This window comes from Methanolobus sp., from assembly GCF_030682845.1.
In the GTDB taxonomy this organism is placed as follows: Archaea; Halobacteriota; Methanosarcinia; order Methanosarcinales; family Methanosarcinaceae; genus Methanolobus.
Map to the genome: position 1 here is coordinate 15,901 of NZ_JAUXNK010000022.1, position 17,058 is coordinate 32,958.

Sequence of the window (17,058 nt, forward strand, 5' to 3'; positions counted from 1 at the left end):
CTATATATACATATGCTACTATGTTATCTCACCTTTAGAAAAGGACCAAATGGAAGAAATTCCCTTATGTAGTAAACGCCTTACGATCAAGAATCCACAGACATTCCATAAATGATCCATAATTCAAGTCTCAACGGAGAGTTTTTTTGAACACTACCATCGCATTTACAGTCTTTTTGCTGTACTGGTTATTTGTCATAGCCCTTAAAAAGAAAGGAATACTGGAAAAGTATAATATCAGCACATACGGGCCAGTCCTCATGATAAGGACTACCCGTGGACTAAGTCTTCTTGACAAGCTGGCAAAACCCAAAAAAGCCTGGAGGCTCTTTGCTGATATTGGCATCAGGCTGATGTTCATCGGTATGATAGCAATGTTCCTTATTGTCATACTATCCGATATTGCCCTGTTGAGCTCGATTGGGACCAATAGTGTCCCGGAGCCTAGTAAGTTCAACGAGGCAAGGAACATATTCCTGATACCCGGCGTCAATGAGTTCATACCCCTCACATGGGGAATAATTGCACTAATAGTCACTCTGGTAGTCCATGAATTCTCACATGCCATATTATGCAGAGTGGAGAATATCCGTGTCAAATCCATGGGCATCCTGCTTGCGCTCGTGCCTATCGGAGGATTTGCCGAACCTGACGAAAAGGAACTTTTCGGTAAGGAAGAAGAGGAAGAGGATAACAGGCCAGACCCCTACGGGGACCGCAGGCTTGGAATCAATATCCATGATGATGAGCCGGTGAAAAAGAAGGTTGTGCCCGGGAGAATGGCTACCCGTACCCAGAGAGGCCGCATCCTGGCAGCCGGCGTAATGGCGAACTTTGTAGTAACACTGATAGCATTTTCCCTGCTGTTTGGACCTGTGCTGGGTGCCATCTCACCTATTGGCAATACCATGATAGTTGACGTGGAAGAGGACTCTGCTGCTTATACTGCCGGTCTGAGGCAGGGAATGGTTATTACACAACTTGATGAGACCAGCATAAGTAATGTAAATGAAATGCTGCTCTATCTTGGCTCTGCGCAAGCCGGGTCCACTGTCATGGTCCATGCCGCAACCGACAGGGTTGTTTCAGTTTACGAGACGCAGGTCATAGACATCGAACCGGACAACAGGGGTGTCCAGGTCCAGGGTGTCGTCGGAGGTTCACCTGCACAGGCTGCAGGATTTGAAGAGGGCATGTACATAAAGAGCATGGATGGCCAGCCAATACTGACTGCCACAGATTTCATGTCCTTTATGGACACAACGACTTCCGGCCAGACCGTAGTGGTAGAGATCATCAGCGTTGAGGACAATATACAGGAAACTACCAGAGAATTTACAGTACAACTGGAAGCTCATCCTGATGAGAATGTTGAGAAAGGATTCCTGGGAGTGTACACCGGAGGGGCCGGATATGTAGAAACATCCCTTGGTTTCTCAGTAGGCGAGTTCCCGGCACGTGAGTATCTGGGCCTCCTCAAGGACATACCAGGTATGCTGACCGGTCCCGTTGGATGGATCATCCTTCTGGGGCTTCCGATAATCGGATTTGCAGGTGAAGGTTTCCCGGGATTTAGCGGTACACTGGCGCAGTTCTATGAGCCTGTAGGATGGGCTGAACCTCTTGGTATCGGCCTGTTCTGGATAGCCAACGCCCTGCTATGGATAGGATGGCTGAATTTCTATGTTGGCCTGTTCAATTGCCTGCCGGCGGTTCCTCTTGATGGAGGGCATATTTTCAGGGACTACCTACATGCAGCTCTCTATCGCATCACCAACAACGAACTTAAAGCTGAGCGCCTGTCAACAGCCATAACAGCAACGTTTGCACTGCTGATACTTATGTCCTTCCTGCTAATGATATTTGGACCATACATGATACATGGGTTCTGAAAAGGAGAGAACAAGTCTGGCAGTAACAAGAACTCACTAGTATAATTTAGTTTAAAGGACCGATATTATGCAACGGAAACTCTGGCACAGAACAATCCTGAGGTCCTTTTTACTTACATTTGCTGTGGTTCTTGTCTATCTTTTAATTTTCATTTATATAATGCAGTACGAGCAACAGTACGCTTATGCAAATCTCGTTGATGGCACTTACTGGGTAATGACAACTATCACCACCGTAGGATACGGAGACATAGTGTTTGCATCACCTGCAGGAAAATTCTTTTCCATAATAGTGCAACTTTCAGGCATTCCTGTTGTTTTGGGACTACTTTTCAACCTTCTGATATCACCCTTGCTCGAAAAGAACATACGTCCAGGTATGCCGGTAAAGATCTCCGGAAATCCCTCAGACCATGTTCACTCATAGGGATAGAAAGGGAAGGAAAGATAATAACGGAGATACTTCCTTCATCTCTCATATTAAAGAACGATGTCATTGCGGTAATTGGTGCGAAAAAGGAAATCGGCCTGTTCAAAGAGAAATATGTGAAGTGAACGTAACCAGAGATACTGGCATATCCACGACGAGGGAAGATACAGATGGAAAATATACTATTAGTGATCATAGTGTTCATGACTTCCATCCTGTTTTCTATGATCGGGATTGGAGGAGCTGTCTTTTATGTCCCCTTCCTTTACGGAACAGGCATGGAGCTCCTTAGCGCTATCACAACTGCCCTTTTACTCAATATTGTGACCTCCGGCTCCGCAGCCATTCTATACCTGCGAAAAAAGATGGTGGACCTGCAAGTAGCAGTTCCCTTGATATTGTTTGCTGCCATCGGGACACAGATAGGAGGATACCTTGCAAGGCTTACTCCTGTTAATTTACTGCTTCTCATTTTCAGTATCCAGATGGTGTTCATTGGGACAGAGATGCTCTTTGCAAGATTTGAGAAGTTCTATCGTGGAAAAGAGATCTCCGGAAAAAAGAAAAAGATCCTGATAATTGTCGGAGGATTTGTGATAGGCATCCTTTCCGGTTTATTAGGCGTGGGAGGAGGGTCTTTTGTGGTCCCTATGCTCATAGTTCTGGGGTATGGGATCAAATGTGCCGCTGCAACTTCGGGGTTTGTGGTTGTCTTTGCATCACTCGCCGCGTTCCTTGCACATGTATGGACCTGGGAGCCTGATACAACATTGTTGCTCTACATAATTGTGGCTTCTTTCCTTGGTGCACAGATAGGTTCAAGACTGATGTACAGCAGAATAAAAGCGGAAACGCTTAGAAAAATACTGGGAGTCATGCTGCTGGTCATGGCAGCAAGGATACTGTCGGGGCTCTTTTAATAGGAACCTGTTAATAGAAACCTTTAATACAGTCTGTATCAATCAATACATCCCTGTGGGCTCGTAGGGTAGCCAGGATATCCTAATGGGCTTCGAAGAGGCTTTATTTGCCCCGAAGATACCCATTGACCCGCGTTCGAATCGCGGCGGGCCCGCTTTCCTTTTCTTTTAGGACTTTTGATCACTCTTTCATTAAATCAATCTCGAAACCCACCACAGGCTGCCCCAGACCAAAGTTCACGATGACCTGCGGGTAAAGCTCTCCCATGACACCCACCTTCCTGCCATTCACAAGTATATCCGCTCTTCTGCCTTCCATGAAGGCCGGGTCCTCTGACTCTGTAACCTCGTAGGAGGTAACTCTTTCCCTCATGAACGCATCCACAAGCTCTCTCACTTCTGTGAAGTTAGCCTGGGCATGAATGGATACTGCAGCAAGGTGCAGGCCGTTCTTGTTATTTACAACGATATCCCCAACCTCAAATACCTTTTGGGGAAGTTCCCTGTGCTGGTTCATGGAAAGTATTTCAAGAAGGTTGGGAAGGATAGTGGTCCTTACCATTGTCTGCTCCTCGCTTATGGGATGCAGCACACAAGTGACGTCATTTGTTCTTTCCCTGCACATCCAGTCGAAATTGATCTTCTCACTGGTCAGAGTGAAGGGCATCACCTGCGAATAACCGAGGCCTGTCATGATCTCCCGTACTGAGGAGCTGATATCCGATAGGGGGTGAGACTTGCCCACTGTGGCATTCATCGGGAATATAGCAGGGATATTGTTGAAACCGTAGCCAACTGCAATATCCTCTATGAGGTCAGAATTATCAAGGATATCCGCACGGTAGCCAGGTATCATTACTTCGATGATGTCCTTGTGGAGCTCCTGCGCACCAAATCCCATCCTGTTCAGCTGCCTGATGATCTCCTTCACAGGAAGGTCAAGCCCTACGAGAGCATCGACTTCAGACTTTCGGAGTATCTTGACACGGGGTGAAAGATCAAGAGGTATATGTTCAGTGCCGTCCGCCTTGATGACCTTCACATATTCAACCTCCCCGCCACGCTCTGCAAGTGCTGTTGTAACTATGTTCAGTGCAGTATAGACCTCAGAGCCCAGGCCTGTGACATCTACAAGCAGATCAGTGGTGTTCTCATTCACCATTGTAAGTGTGCCATTGATAATAGGCGGGAATGAAAGGACATTGTCATTAGCATCCAGTATCAGCGGATATTTATCCAGGCCATCCAGTATGCCTGCGAACTTCATACCCTTGGGATGCTTTTCGAGTATCTCTTTCATGGACATGGGCTCCGTGAAATCCAGTGGCACGAAACTGAAGCCGGGGTCTGCAGCAATATAGCGGAATGGGGCCTGTACCTTTGAGAGGTCATGTACTCCGATAGATACTTTTTTCCTGTCACGTCCAAGGCCCCAGTGCAGCGATTCCTGCAGGTCCATCAGGGATTTGATCGAAGTGGAAGTGAACCTGAGGCCTCTTACCACAGCACATCCCAATACCGGCCGGATGTTCTCAATTTGGGCGTCCATGCTTATCTCTATCTGATAAGGCCTGACCTCATAATCGCAAAATCCGGCCTCTATATCAAGAAAACCACGCATTGCGCGTGCCACGCCCTCTACACTATAGAGGTCAGGACGATCGGGGAAGAACTCAATGTCGATAGACTCCTCTTCGATGCGCTCGATGTCGGCGCCGATCATAGGCACACGCTTAATGATCGTGTCCCTGTCAGTCCCTGTAAGCTCTTCAAGATCATTGTATGGTAGGGTTATTATTGGCATGCAGGATATCCTCTCTGTCCCTTGTCACTATTCTACCTGAACATATCAACCTTTAGATTTAATGTTTTTGATTTAGCAGAGCAAGGATTATGTTCAGATCAACAGAAGAGCAATAAGAATAGTGATGATACACCATGTACATGAAATCTCTACAAAAATGCTCTTTTGTACATAGCTGTGCCAAAAATGAATGCACACCTAGTATTATTATATTTTTCATGTCCATTTTAGATTTAAAGGTGTACATCAGTACATAAAAAAGAGTCAAAGGAAGATCTTCAAAGCATAGCTGCAAGTTTATGGCCGTGTTTACTTTAAGATCACTCATCGATACAATACCTTTAATAACCAGCATAATTATAATAAATATATAATATAACTAGATATTTGGACAATTCAACTATTATTTGGTGACATTCATGGCTGATGCTCAAACTGGAAACATGAAAAACAAAGAGCTTGAAAAAGCCAAGGCAGAAGATGAAGCATTTAGTGTTCTACCAACAGAAGAAGCATCATTAGCTGTCGAAAGAGTCTCTGATACTGTTAATACAGGCGACGGTGATCAGGAAGGCGAAGGAAGCGAAGACACCCTGGAGGCATCGAATCTCCTTGAAAAGTTAGCGCAGATAAAGATATCCGAACAGAAACTGGAGGATGAATTCAACTCCCTCATAATGAAAGGTTCAGCTTCGTCAGAACCTGGAACGCCCTTTGGTGAGAGAGAGATACTTGTTCCAAGAGCAGAGACTACTCCCCGGGATAAAAAAGCCGAGATCCCATCCAAAGGTGATGAATTTAATATCCTGCTCCCAAAGTCATCAGGTTTTGGCCCTGCTAAAAGAAGTTTCCCTGATATAAAAATGAAAGAAGAGCCGGTTCCTGAAAAGGACGAAGAGGCAAAATTAAAAGTTAAGAGCCTGCTTGAAGACAAATCAAAGGAAGAGAAGCTTATACCAATCGGGGAAAACAAAGCAGAAACAGAAATAGAAGCAGTAGGAGAGGCTGTCAAAGAAGAAAAGATAGGGTTCCTTGGTAAAGTAAAGAGCCTCTTTAAAAAGATAGAGGTGGAAATAGAGCCTTATGATCCGCAGTTACATGGCCTCATCTCCGAATTTAAAGGTGTTGAAGGGTATGAGGAGATAGAACGCTATTGGGTCAACGAGCCTTATACGTTCATTGTCATCCTCTATAACGAAGAGACAAACCACCACCTGTATTATGTTGTAGAACCGGAGCTTACAGATTTTGAAGAAGTGCTCCTGAAAGAGATAAGGGACAGACTGCGTGATGTGCTTCTGGTAGAGGAGATAGATGAAGATACATGCAACAAGGAAACTGTACTGGAATCCAAGATATGGTCTATCATACAGGACTATACCCTTGAGATCACCTCCCCGATGCTTGCCAAGATCTCCTATTATATCAAAAGGGACTTTATCCGTTTTGGAAAGATCGATGCGCTCATGTGTGATACTACCATAGAGGACGTATCCGGCAACGGCCATGACGTACCTATCTTCCTTTACCACCGGACATATCAGAACATCCCAACAAACATAGTGTATCCTGAGAATGAGCTCAATTCGTTCATCATCCAGATGGCTCAGAGAAGTGGTAAACATATCTCAGTGGCTGAGCCGATAGTAGACGCCACCATGCCTGACGGATCAAGGATCCAGATGACTCTGGGAACCTGCGTCACAGCCCATGGAAGTACTTTCACCATACGTAAATTCAGCGAAACCCCAATCACACCTGTAGACCTCATCAAATGGGGAACTTTTTCTGCAGAAGCTATGGCTTACCTGTGGCTATGCATTGAGAATAACAAGAGCCTTATCTATGCCGGAGGTACTGCTTCAGGTAAAACCTCATCGCTTAACGCGGTGTCGCTCTTCATTCCTGAAAAGGCAAAGGTCATTACACTTGAGGATACAAGGGAACTCAAACTTCCTCACCCTAACTGGATACCAAGCATGACCAGGGACTCGTTCACTGCTGACGAAAGGGGAGCTGTGGATATGTACGACCTGCTCAAGGCTGCACTGCGTCAGCGTCCGGAATACCTGCTTGTAGGTGAGGTAAGGGGTAAAGAGGCATTGACACTTTTCCAGGCAATGTCTACAGGACATACCACCTTCTCCACAATGCATGCAGACTCAGTAGCATCTGCCATTCACAGGCTTGAGAACCCGCCGATCAGCGTACCACGATCCATGATCCAGGCACTGGATATCATGAGCATACAGTCCCAGACATACACCAAAGGAAAACGTGTGAGAAGGAACATCAAGCTTGTTGAGATCATCGACATAGACCCCAATACGAGAAACATCAGGACCAACGACATCTTTGTATGGGATTCCGAAAACGATGTCTTTGTCAGGACCGGAGAATCAAAGGCACTCTTTGATATCAAGATGCGCCGTGGCTGGGGGCAGGGCAGGATCGACGAAGAACTCTATTACCGCCAGAAGATACTGGAATACATGGTAAATAACACCATAAAGGACTTCAACGAGATATCAGGAATAATCAATGCATACCAATCAAGGCCCGAGAGGGTCCTGAAGAAACTGCAGATAACGTAGGCGCGGAGGTGAAAGATTGACTGAAAAAAAGAACTCTTCTGAAACTACCATGCTGCAGCCGGATGAAACTGAACAGGTAATCGTTGAGAGCGCTGTGGACTATCCGGCAGATAACGACAAGACAGTGCAGACTTCAAAAAGCAAGAAAAGGAAGAGTAAACTTAATCTTGATCTTTATATTAAGAAAGCCGGTGTTTATTACAAAGTGCTTAAGAAGGTACCATTTGTCCTGCTTGGCACAAGGATCAAAGCCCGGAAACAAAACTACGTGAACCTGCAAAAGCAGCTCAATCAGGCTCGTATACCAGTGTCACATGAGATGTATATCTCAAATGCCATATTCTACTCCATACTGGCGGGTATATTGGGAGCTTTCCTGGGACTTTTTCTCACATACATTATAATAGAGCTTGTTGGTCTTCCCGATAAGCTGACAAAACTTACTTTCAGCCCTAGCATAGCTTTTCTTCTTTCCTATAAGGAGATATTCATAGCCTTTTTCATTACCATCGTCTTCATTGTGGGCCTTGGAGGACTGGTATACAATATATTCATGATCTATCCGGGATTCCAGGCAGGTGAGCGTAAGTCAAAGATAGATATGCAGTTACCATATGCCGTAACATTCATGTATGCACTCAGCAAGGGAGGCATGAATATCCTTGATGTGTTCAGGGCTCTCGCAAAGTCCGAGGATACATATGGAGAGGCTTCAAAGGAAATAGACGCCATCGTAAGGGATATGGATTATTTCGGACATGACCTGAGAACAGCGCTTACAAACGCTTCGGAAACAACACCTTCGGATAGGTTCCAGGACCTGATATATAATCTGCTTACTGTGATAGACAGTGGCGGTAACATACCCAACTATTTCCGTGACAAGTCAGAGCAATACCTGGTAAGATCAGAAGTTGACCAGAAGGGTTTCCTTGATACACTCGCACTACTTGCAGAGTCATACGTGACAGCTTTTGTGGCAGGCCCCCTTTTTATAATAATTATGGGAGTTATGATGGCTGTCATGGGTTCCGGTACAAGCACTATGGTATATGCGATCATCTATGCCGTATTGCCTGTGGGCTCCCTGATGTTTGTGGTCATGATAAGCATCATCACTCCTACTGAGATGGGTGAGCCGAAACTCCTTAACACGCGCATGGTACTTGATCATGGGATACCGGAAGTACCAGGATATCTGCTGCCTGTATACGATGAGAACGGGGAACCGGTCGGAGAGACGCAGGAGAAAGCCAGGGAAAGAGACTATTTCGAATCATTCATTAAATCAAAGAAATGGCTTGCCATAAAGAACATTCTAAAGAACCCACTTGCACCGATGTTCCGTAATCCGCTTGCAACAATTGCTGTCACAGTTCCACTGGCGCTTCTTGTGGTGGGCGTGCCTCTGATGATGAATATTCACAGTCTGACCACGCCTGCGCTTCTGGTGGATTTCATCGACGATAAGCTCGTGTTCGCAATACTGTTGGTAATAATACCGCTGTCCATCTTCTTTGAGATCAAGAGCATGAAGAAGAAGAAGCTGGAGAGCAATTTCCCGGATTTCCTGAAGAAACTGGCAAGTACTAATGAAACAGGCATGACACTGAGGGATTCCATCAAGCTTATGGCCAAATCAGAAACTGATGCTCTCAGCCGCGAAGTGAAGAAGATATGGCACGATATGCTATGGGGAATCGATATCAACGATTCGCTCGTGAGATTCGCTAACAGGCTCAGGACCCAGGTCATCACACGCTCACTGTCCCTGATAACAAAAGCAAATGAATCCAGCGGTGATGTGGGAGAGGTACTGATCGTAGCAGCAAGGGATGCGGCTTCCGAGCAGGGGATGAGAAGAGAACGAAGTATGAGCATGATGATCTACATTGTCATCATTTACATTTCATTCCTTGTGTTCGTGGGTGTTATATATGTTATCTCAACAACTTTCCTGACAGAGATGGCAGCAGCCGGTAAACAGATGGCAGCATCAGGAGGCCAGGGAGGCTTCCTTGGCAATTTCGATCTGAATGCCTACACACAGCTCTTCAAGCATGCAGCTATTATCCAGGGACTTAGTTCGGGCCTTATGGCAGGAGCCATGGGTGAAGGCAGTGTCATGGCAGGCCTCAAGCACTCCACGATCATGATAATAATCGGTTATGTTATATTCACGCTGTTCATCTGACAGACATATTAATGTAGACAGATGAACGGATAGAGTATAATGAGAATCGCTGGAATCGATGAGGCTGGAAAGGGACCTGTGATAGGTCCCATGTGCGTTGGCGGAGTCCTTATGGAGGAGTCCAGGATAAATGCCCTGAAGAACCTGGGTGTGGCTGATTCAAAGAAACTGACTCCAAAAAAAAGGGAAATGCTTGCCCTCCAGATAGAAAAATACGCTCTGCAAGTGTTTGTTCTTGAGATCACACCTCAGCAGATAGATGAGCTGCGCAAGCTGATGACCATGAACGAGATCATGGTGCTTGCCTTTTCCAGAGTCCTCGAAGAACTGCATCCGGATATTGCTTTTGTCGATGCCGCCGATGTGAGTGAGGAAAGGTTTGGAAAAAGGCTTCTGCTGGAGTATGAGAAAAAACATTCTGAGAAAGCTGGCTGCATGTCAGTTATATCAAAGCACCAGGCTGATTGCATATACCCAATAGTTTCTGCTGCTTCCATTGTAGCAAAGGTGCGCAGGGACAGCCTGATAGAAGAGCTCAAAAAGGAAATAGGTATTGACTTTGGCAGCGGTTATCCTTCAGACCCTAAGACAAAGCAATTCCTGCAGGATTGGTTTAAGGAACACGGAGAATTGCCTGATATAGTAAGGCATTCCTGGAAAACGGCTGCTAATGTCATCAAGTAAAAAAAATCAAGATTGCACCATCACTATTTTTGAGACCTGATATGTGGGCATCGGGGATAAGGGTCCGGATGGATATTACATGGCTACATTCGGATATAAGGGCCGCCTGCTGAGGGGAATTGCTGTCAGGGTCTCCAAATAAAAACTACAAAAATGTTGAAACGAAGTCTTAGCTTCGTTTCCTGTACAGAACATATGCACCCGCAAGCACTACAGATATACCTCCCAATATCAGAAAGATACTAGTTGAACCAGTCCTGCTTGTTGCTACAGTTCCAGCCTCCTCATCTGTGATCAGGTCTGTACCTGCATCATCCACCGATCTGAGCGATGTGTCGATGGCATCGCTGGCAGAGATTTCAGAACTGATAGCAAAAGGTGAGAAACCCGGCGTATGGCTTTCGAAGTACATGTACCTGTCATCTTCCCCGACAGGAGTTGTCGGGACTGCATCCCACGAATCATCCGCATACCTGTAGAGTTTTACCAAATCAACATTTATCTCATTCTCTTCCAGCCAGGATCTCTCCACTTTGAAGCTTATGCGCAGGTTCTCGACATTTTCCGGAGACACAAAGCCAACACTACCAACCCAGATGTTCATTTGCTGGTAAACTTTTCCCGGCGCATCAGCTTTTGCGAATGAGGACCTGCTCTTCAGCACTTCAACTATGGCCTGTATCTTGCCTGAGTTCTTCAAAGCATCGAACTGGACAGATGTAATAGCATTGCCATCTTTTTCAAACTCATAGTTGATGTGCGAGTCTGCATTAACGAAGATACCCTGAACTTCCTTTACCTGGATATTCTCGTACTTCTCACCGGTAGTTGCACCGCCGCCACCACTGCTCCCGCCGCTTCTGACAACTGAAGAGGGTTGGGAGGGCTGTGGACCAATCCAGAAGGTGGTGGTGAATACCTGCAGGTTGCCTGCATTGTCCTCAACATACACCGAAGCGGAATGTGCGCCTTTGGTAAGTCCTGTGGCATTGTAAGAGGCGTATGAATCAGTGATACTTGCATTAGGACTGTCTGTGACCTCTATGCCGTCAAACATGAGAACTATGGAGCTTGCGTTAATGCCTGCCCCCGCATCAGAGTAGTTGAGGCGGATATCCACAAATGTTGTATCTTCTGCGAAAGTATGACCATTAGAAGGCGTAACGCCGTCAAGAACCGGAGCGGTCCGGTCCACACTTACAATATGGTCTGATTCCATCGAATTGCTGTTCTTTGCAGTGTCCTTTGCAACTGCCCTGAGAGTATAGTTCCCGTCCGCAATCTTTGACAGATCGAACTCCGCAATCCACGAACCATTTTCCAGGTGCCCAGTGGCCGTTTTCACGAGCTTGGAGCCGGAAAGCAATTCTACGCTGACAGCTGCTACATCTGCTGATGCGCCAGATTCGGAGACCTTTACTAACAGGTCAGAATTGGTGTACACGAGCTTGCCATGGTCAGAAGTCCCTGAAACATTACTTATAACAATGGAAGGAGCCGTGTTGTCAACGGTCACATCTATCTTCTCCTGTATAGAATGACCGGATGCAGTCTTAGCGAGCAGATCCAGCGTATATATCCCGCTTGGAAGCGACTCTCCCTGCTGGCCTGTTGTATCCCATTCAAACGTATACACGCCCGAAGCAAGATCATCAGTGAGATTCTTCTCGAGAACCACAGTACCAGCGCTATTGGCTATTGAAAACTGAGCTGATGCATAATCTATGCCACTTATGTCGACTTTTATCCCTACCGGATTGTTGGCACTGATGGCTTTCACATAACTTACCTGGAGATATTCAGTGTTGCCTTCAACTATTACAGTTGTGACTGCCTTAGACCAGGACATATGATCCTTTACTTTGAATTCAATAGTATGGGTTCCCACGGACAGGTTGGATCTGGAGAAGCTTGACTGGTTGCTTAGCAGATTATCAATGCTGGACCACCACTGATATTCGCTTATCTCCCTCCCATCGGGGTCGATGCCTGTCCCGGCGAATGTAATGCTCTGACCTGCTTTCGCAGGATTCGGAGTAATAGAATCAATGGTAGCTACAGGAAGAGTATTTGCCAGAATGACCAGATAGCCATAAACCTTGTCGGACCACTGACCCTCACTGTCCACGGCCCTGAAGCTCATCGCATGATTGCCTACAGATAGGCCCCCCGTATATAGGGTCCTTCCCGTGCATTGTAAACCATCTCTATCGGAGTACCATTCATGACCTCTCTTTGATGGGATGGCAGTATGATTGTAAACGTATAGGCCAACTAAGCTAACGATCTCACCCCTTATTGCAGGGTTGGGCCTGATATAGTCAATTGCAACTACAGGACGTGTATCTACCGAGATATAATCAGTCCTTGTCAAGGAATCCGATCTGTTCGTATTATTCACTGTCAGGCTTACAGTATAAGTGCCTGCTGCAGCATAAGTATGTGCAGGATTCTGGAGATTGGATTTACTGCCATCACCAAAGTCCCACTCCCATGATGTCGGCTCTCCACTTGAGGTGTCAGTGAACTGAACTTGCAGAGGAACTTTACCGGTTACAACATCAACATCCGGGTCGAAGGAAGCGACCGGAGCTGAAGCAATTTCAGAGGCACTCGCGACACCTATGCATAAAAATGATATAATTACCACTAAGGCAACAAAGTTTATTTTCATTTAATACCACCACTCAAATTAAATAAGGACGAATGTTAAATAAAAATGTTAGGAAACAATGTTACTTAACATGGTGAATATTAATTAATGGATAAAAGTAAGTGAAAATGATTTGAGTTTAATGCTAATGTATTTTCAATAAGGTTCAAATCAAAGGCTCAAGAATAACAAAGAAGTAATGAGTACAGGAATTACCTATCGATACTTCTTGTTACTCAAAAGAATAGTACAAAATACAGCCATTCAACGGTCGGAGATATACTCCACCATTGACCTGAACACCTTCAATCCGTCAGTGGAACCCAGCACTTCCTCGGATGCACGTTCGGGGTGTGGCATCATTCCAAGCACGTTCTTCCTTTGGCTTACTATGCCTGCAATGTTCTCTCTGGAGCCGTTGGGGTTTGCTTCGTCGGTGGCATTACCGTTTTTGTCCACATACCTGAAGACTACCTGATCATTCTTTTCCAGTGCTGCGAGGGTCGGCTCGTCAGCATAATAGTTACCTTCCATGTGGGCTATAGGAATACTGAGAATTTCTCCTTTCCTGAACATGGATGTGAAGGGCGTGTCGGTGGTCTCGACCCTCAGGTAGGTAGGTTCACACCTGAATTTGGGGTAATTGTTGGTTGTGAGCGCACCGGCAAGTAGGCCGGATTCGGTAAGCACCTGGAAACCGTTGCATATACCAATAACGGGTTTTCCTGCATCTGCCTGTTTCTTGACGGAATTCATTATCGGGGTTCGTGCGGCTATTGCGCCAGCCCGGAGGTAGTCACCGTAGGAGAAGCCTCCAGGTATCACTATGCCATCGAAGCGGTCAAGGTTCTCTTCCTTGTACCAAACTAGTTCGGCATCAACACCCAGTACGTCCTTAAGGACGTGTATAATATCAAGATCACAATTGCTTCCGCCAAACTGGACAACAGCAATGCTCATTCTATTTCCCTCAGGGATACGGAATAATTATGGATGATCGGGTTAGCTATCAGTTTCTGGCACATCTCTTCTACATTTTCCCTTGCACTGTGTATGTCAGCAGCCTTCAGGACAATGGTATATTTCTTTGCGGTCCTGACACTGTCGGCCTCATAACCAAGATGTTCAAGTGCCCTTTTGACAGTCGTGCCTTCCGGATCGAGCATACCGGCCTTAAGTTCAATAATTACTTCAGCTTGATACTGCATCTTCTATCCTCAGCTCTCTTTTGAATATGCATAATAGTGGATATCACGCTTTAATGCAGCACTTTATATTATAATCTTTGCCCCGGAAATATGGTCTGTGCCTTATTCAAGTGACCTCTTTGCATGCAACAGGCGCTGTACGACAGTCACATGAGTGAGCACCACAATGATCACGATAGCCAGACCCAGCATTCCGGTAAGGGCTCCTGCCACAAGCACCAGCAACCTTTCCGGTCTTTCAGCTATCCCCACGTCCATTTCCTTTGCTCCCGCAGCCTCTGCCCGGGAGCGTGTATAACTTACAAGGTAGGAGCCGATTATCGCTATTACTGCCCACAGCCACATGGGAATGGAAAGGAAATCTACCTGAACGATGTTGCCGGATATCAGGCCATAGATAATGCCCGCAAATATCAGGGCATCAGCATACCTGTCACAAACAGAATCAAGAACTGCCCCAAAAGCAGTAGTAAGGCCATTAGCCCTTGCAACCGCTCCATCGAAAATATCAAATAACCCGCTCAGAAGGATAGTGAGAGCCCCCAGTATCAGAAAACCCCTGGCGAACTGGAATGCGGCAATAACACTCACGAGCAACCCGATAATAGTTAACGTGTTCGGCGATAGAGGTATATTTCTTGCAAGAGGCAGGAACCATTCCCTGATATTGTCTTTTAGTACTCCCAGCATAGTATGTCCATCCTGTTATCTCATATCCCAACTCATTTTGTTTTATTTGTATTTATCCAATCTGCCTGTTTCTGTCCTTGTACAAGAGGAATACTCATCATAATGATGGTAATTATACAAAAGAATGTAGATATAATTATATACTTGATTGTCAAACCAGCAATTGTATTACACAAAACAGGACCCATCATTTCCTTAGTTATGGAGTCATGTCAAAAATAATCATAAATCCGGGCAGAGGTATTAACAAATGAAGACCGAACGCAAGATCATCGTATCAGAGAATGGAAAACTCGTTATGAAGAAGATCACACTGGCATGCAGGGATACCAGTGGAAAGAATACTTATCTCTTTGAACCGGACAACAAGGGCGAGAAAAAGGAAAGCCTTTACCAGCGCATTGAAAATAATTTCCTGAGAATCGGTTTGCTTAAGAAAGTGGATATGTCAACATTAAGCAATGAGGAGATCAACCGGCTCATTTACAAAAAGCATGATAAAGAGGACAGGTTTCTCAAGGCTGGCGAAAAGCGCGGTTTCAACTTCGGCGTTGATATGGACCCGGAGGACATCCTGAAGTTCTATGTCTCCCTCACGCCCGATGAAAGGATAGACCTTAACTGCAAGCCATAGGATTTGAGACAGCAGTATTAACAGGGGTTCACTCAATTCCTGCTTATCATTTATTTTACTGCTTCGAATTCTAATCCAGTCATACTGTGAACCTCCTCCCTCTGAAGAGAGAGGCTTCCCGTTTCATCGATCCAGGTTATTACGAAAGAAGTTCTGTGGTTCTTTCCTTTTCCCGTATCTCGGGGGCGTTAGTGTTTATTGGCCTTTTATGGAGACTAACAAACACCAATTCCGCTAGTTCCTGTAGCGTATTTCTGAGTTATGCCAAGTTCCTGTAGTCCTTTGTTAAGAATGTTAATGCTCGCATTGACATCCCTGTCATGGTGCTGACCGCAATGGTCGCAGTCAAATTCTCTGACAGAAGTGTCTTTTACCTTAACATTCTTATGTCCACAGACAGAGCAAATCTGACTAGATGGGAAATACTTCTCTATCTGGTGGTAGATATTACCGAACTTCTTAGCCTTGTACTCAAGCATCCTGAAGAGTCTGTTCCATGAAGCATCGTAGATACCTTTGGAGTTCTTCTGACCATTTGACATTGAAAGGATGCTGAGATTTTCGGAAATAATAAATTGGTTCTCTTTTACTATTCCATAACTCAGTTTATGGAGAAAATCAGTCCTACTGTTTGCTGTTCTTGAATGCATTTCAGCAACATGTATTCTCTGTTTCTCATAGTTGTTGCTGCCTTTCTGTTTCTTTGAAAGGTCATGTTGTCTTTGAGCAAGTTTCTTCTCGTTCTTTTTATAATGTTTCGGATTCGAAACCTTATTACCGTTACTATCTACCAGATAATCCTTGATACCAACATCAAAAGCAATGATGTTGTTGTTATCTTCCTGTTTATCCGGCAGGGGTTCCACGTTAATCAGCACAGAGACAAAGTACCTGTTATCAGGGGTCTGGGAAATGGTTGCACTCTTAATACTTCCATTGAAGTCCCGATGTAAATGAGCTTTTACCTTGCCAAGCTTAGGTAATTGAATTGTTCTGTTCTCATGATCAACTTTGATATTATTGTTGGTCATATTGCTAGTATATGACTGATACCTTGAATGCTTGGACTTGAAAGAAGGTGGATTGGAATTGTGGTCAGCATAACAGTTCTTATGAGCAGCTGCAAGATGGATCAGGGAATTTGTAATCGCAAATTTATCAATATCTCTAAGCCATGGATATTGGTCCTTTAGTACCTGATTGCAGTGGTTATTCCATCTGGTAGCATCCCATGGCAACTTATTGTTCTTGTAGTCTTGTGTCTGTTTAGACAGATAATAATTATAAACAAAACGAACACAACCAAAGGTCTTGCTGATCTGGGCAATCTGTTCCTCATCAGGATATATCTCGTA

At 45.2% G+C, this 17,058-nt stretch carries 13 protein-coding genes and 1 tRNA gene; 8 read left to right on the forward strand and 6 right to left on the reverse strand.

Features of this window, described 5'->3' with window-relative positions:
- Positions 1-146: 146 nt before the first annotated feature.
- The 4 genes from Q8J68_RS02155 (at position 147) to Q8J68_RS02170 (ending at position 3,397) form a co-directional block, all read left to right on the forward strand.
- Positions 147-1,892 (forward strand): site-2 protease family protein, encoded by a 1,746-nt coding sequence (locus tag Q8J68_RS02155; protein WP_305309917.1) that lies wholly within the window; start codon positions 147-149, stop codon positions 1,890-1,892.
- Between the two features lie 67 nt (positions 1,893-1,959).
- Complete coding sequence (locus Q8J68_RS02160) at positions 1,960-2,319, forward strand: potassium channel family protein (protein ID WP_305309918.1); 360 nt, start codon at positions 1,960-1,962, stop codon at positions 2,317-2,319.
- A gap of 173 nt (positions 2,320-2,492) precedes the next feature.
- Positions 2,493-3,242, forward strand: coding sequence for a sulfite exporter TauE/SafE family protein (locus tag Q8J68_RS02165; protein ID WP_305309919.1), 750 nt, complete (start codon positions 2,493-2,495; stop codon positions 3,240-3,242).
- A 57-nt stretch (positions 3,243-3,299) separates the two neighbouring features.
- Positions 3,300-3,397: transfer RNA gene (locus tag Q8J68_RS02170), tRNA-Arg, on the forward strand.
- 26 nt (positions 3,398-3,423) lie between these two features.
- Here the strand turns inward: Q8J68_RS02170 and pheT are convergent.
- Positions 3,424-5,046, reverse strand: coding sequence for a phenylalanine--tRNA ligase subunit beta (pheT, locus tag Q8J68_RS02175; protein ID WP_305309920.1), 1,623 nt, complete (start codon positions 5,044-5,046; stop codon positions 3,424-3,426).
- 419 nt (positions 5,047-5,465) lie between these two features.
- Here pheT and Q8J68_RS02180 point away from each other — a divergent pair, with 419 nt between their 5' ends.
- Genes Q8J68_RS02180 through rnhB form a run of 3 tightly spaced genes read left to right on the forward strand, consistent with a single transcriptional unit; the run spans position 5,466 to position 10,518 of the window.
- Positions 5,466-7,640: a type II/IV secretion system ATPase subunit gene (locus Q8J68_RS02180; RefSeq protein ID WP_305309921.1), complete on the forward strand. Its 2,175-nt coding sequence runs from the start codon at positions 5,466-5,468 to the stop codon at positions 7,638-7,640.
- A 16-nt stretch (positions 7,641-7,656) separates the two neighbouring features.
- Entirely contained in the window at positions 7,657-9,834 is a 2,178-nt protein-coding gene (locus Q8J68_RS02185; RefSeq protein WP_305309922.1) for a type II secretion system F family protein, read from the forward strand.
- A gap of 39 nt (positions 9,835-9,873) precedes the next feature.
- Positions 9,874-10,518, forward strand: a complete 645-nt coding sequence (gene rnhB / locus Q8J68_RS02190; RefSeq protein ID WP_305309923.1) for a ribonuclease HII — start codon at positions 9,874-9,876, stop codon at positions 10,516-10,518.
- Between the two features lie 169 nt (positions 10,519-10,687).
- Here the strand turns inward: rnhB and Q8J68_RS02195 are convergent, their stop codons facing one another.
- The 4 genes from Q8J68_RS02195 to Q8J68_RS02210 form a co-directional block, all read right to left on the reverse strand.
- Positions 10,688-13,192 carry a PGF-pre-PGF domain-containing protein gene (locus Q8J68_RS02195; RefSeq protein WP_305309924.1) on the reverse strand — a complete coding sequence of 835 codons (2,505 nt, stop codon included), beginning with the start codon at positions 13,190-13,192 and terminating at the stop codon, positions 10,688-10,690.
- 243 nt (positions 13,193-13,435) lie between these two features.
- Positions 13,436-14,131, reverse strand: a complete 696-nt coding sequence (gene purQ, locus Q8J68_RS02200; RefSeq protein WP_305309925.1) for a phosphoribosylformylglycinamidine synthase subunit PurQ — start codon at positions 14,129-14,131, stop codon at positions 13,436-13,438.
- Positions 14,128-14,379 carry a phosphoribosylformylglycinamidine synthase subunit PurS gene (gene purS / locus Q8J68_RS02205; protein WP_015052354.1) on the reverse strand — a complete coding sequence of 84 codons (252 nt, stop codon included), beginning with the start codon at positions 14,377-14,379 and terminating at the stop codon, positions 14,128-14,130. Before purS ends, purQ begins: the two co-directional genes overlap by 4 nt.
- Before the next feature lie 102 nt (positions 14,380-14,481).
- Positions 14,482-15,069 carry a CDP-alcohol phosphatidyltransferase family protein gene (locus tag Q8J68_RS02210; RefSeq protein ID WP_305309926.1) on the reverse strand — a complete coding sequence of 196 codons (588 nt, stop codon included), beginning with the start codon at positions 15,067-15,069 and terminating at the stop codon, positions 14,482-14,484.
- A gap of 250 nt (positions 15,070-15,319) precedes the next feature.
- Here Q8J68_RS02210 and Q8J68_RS02215 point away from each other — a divergent pair, with 250 nt between their 5' ends.
- A complete protein-coding gene (locus tag Q8J68_RS02215) occupies positions 15,320-15,703 on the forward strand; it encodes a hypothetical protein (protein WP_305309927.1) in 384 nt (127 codons plus the stop codon).
- 215 nt (positions 15,704-15,918) lie between these two features.
- Here Q8J68_RS02215 and Q8J68_RS02220 read toward each other — a convergent pair.
- Positions 15,919-17,058: RNA-guided endonuclease TnpB family protein (locus tag Q8J68_RS02220; protein ID WP_305309928.1), on the reverse strand; the 1,140-nt coding region annotated here is incomplete at its 5' end.

Bases quoted from the DNA above. Each gene is read 5' to 3' on its own strand.
- purS (WP_015052354.1), bottom strand. From the start codon at position 14,379: ATGCAGTATCAAGCTGAAGTAATTATTGAACTTAAGGCCGGTATGCTC.
- rnhB (WP_305309923.1), top strand. From the start codon at position 9,874: ATGAGAATCGCTGGAATCGATGAGGCTGGAAAGGGACCTGTGATAGGT.
- Q8J68_RS02215 (WP_305309927.1), top strand. From the start codon at position 15,320: ATGAAGACCGAACGCAAGATCATCGTATCAGAGAATGGAAAACTCGTT.
- Q8J68_RS02180 (WP_305309921.1), top strand. From the start codon at position 5,466: ATGGCTGATGCTCAAACTGGAAACATGAAAAACAAAGAGCTTGAAAAA.
- Q8J68_RS02210 (WP_305309926.1), bottom strand. From the start codon at position 15,069: ATGCTGGGAGTACTAAAAGACAATATCAGGGAATGGTTCCTGCCTCTT.
- Q8J68_RS02165 (WP_305309919.1), top strand. From the start codon at position 2,493: ATGGAAAATATACTATTAGTGATCATAGTGTTCATGACTTCCATCCTG.
- pheT (WP_305309920.1), bottom strand. From the start codon at position 5,046: ATGCCAATAATAACCCTACCATACAATGATCTTGAAGAGCTTACAGGG.
- purQ (WP_305309925.1), bottom strand. From the start codon at position 14,131: ATGAGCATTGCTGTTGTCCAGTTTGGCGGAAGCAATTGTGATCTTGAT.
- Q8J68_RS02195 (WP_305309924.1), bottom strand. From the start codon at position 13,192: ATGAAAATAAACTTTGTTGCCTTAGTGGTAATTATATCATTTTTATGC.
- Q8J68_RS02160 (WP_305309918.1), top strand. From the start codon at position 1,960: ATGCAACGGAAACTCTGGCACAGAACAATCCTGAGGTCCTTTTTACTT.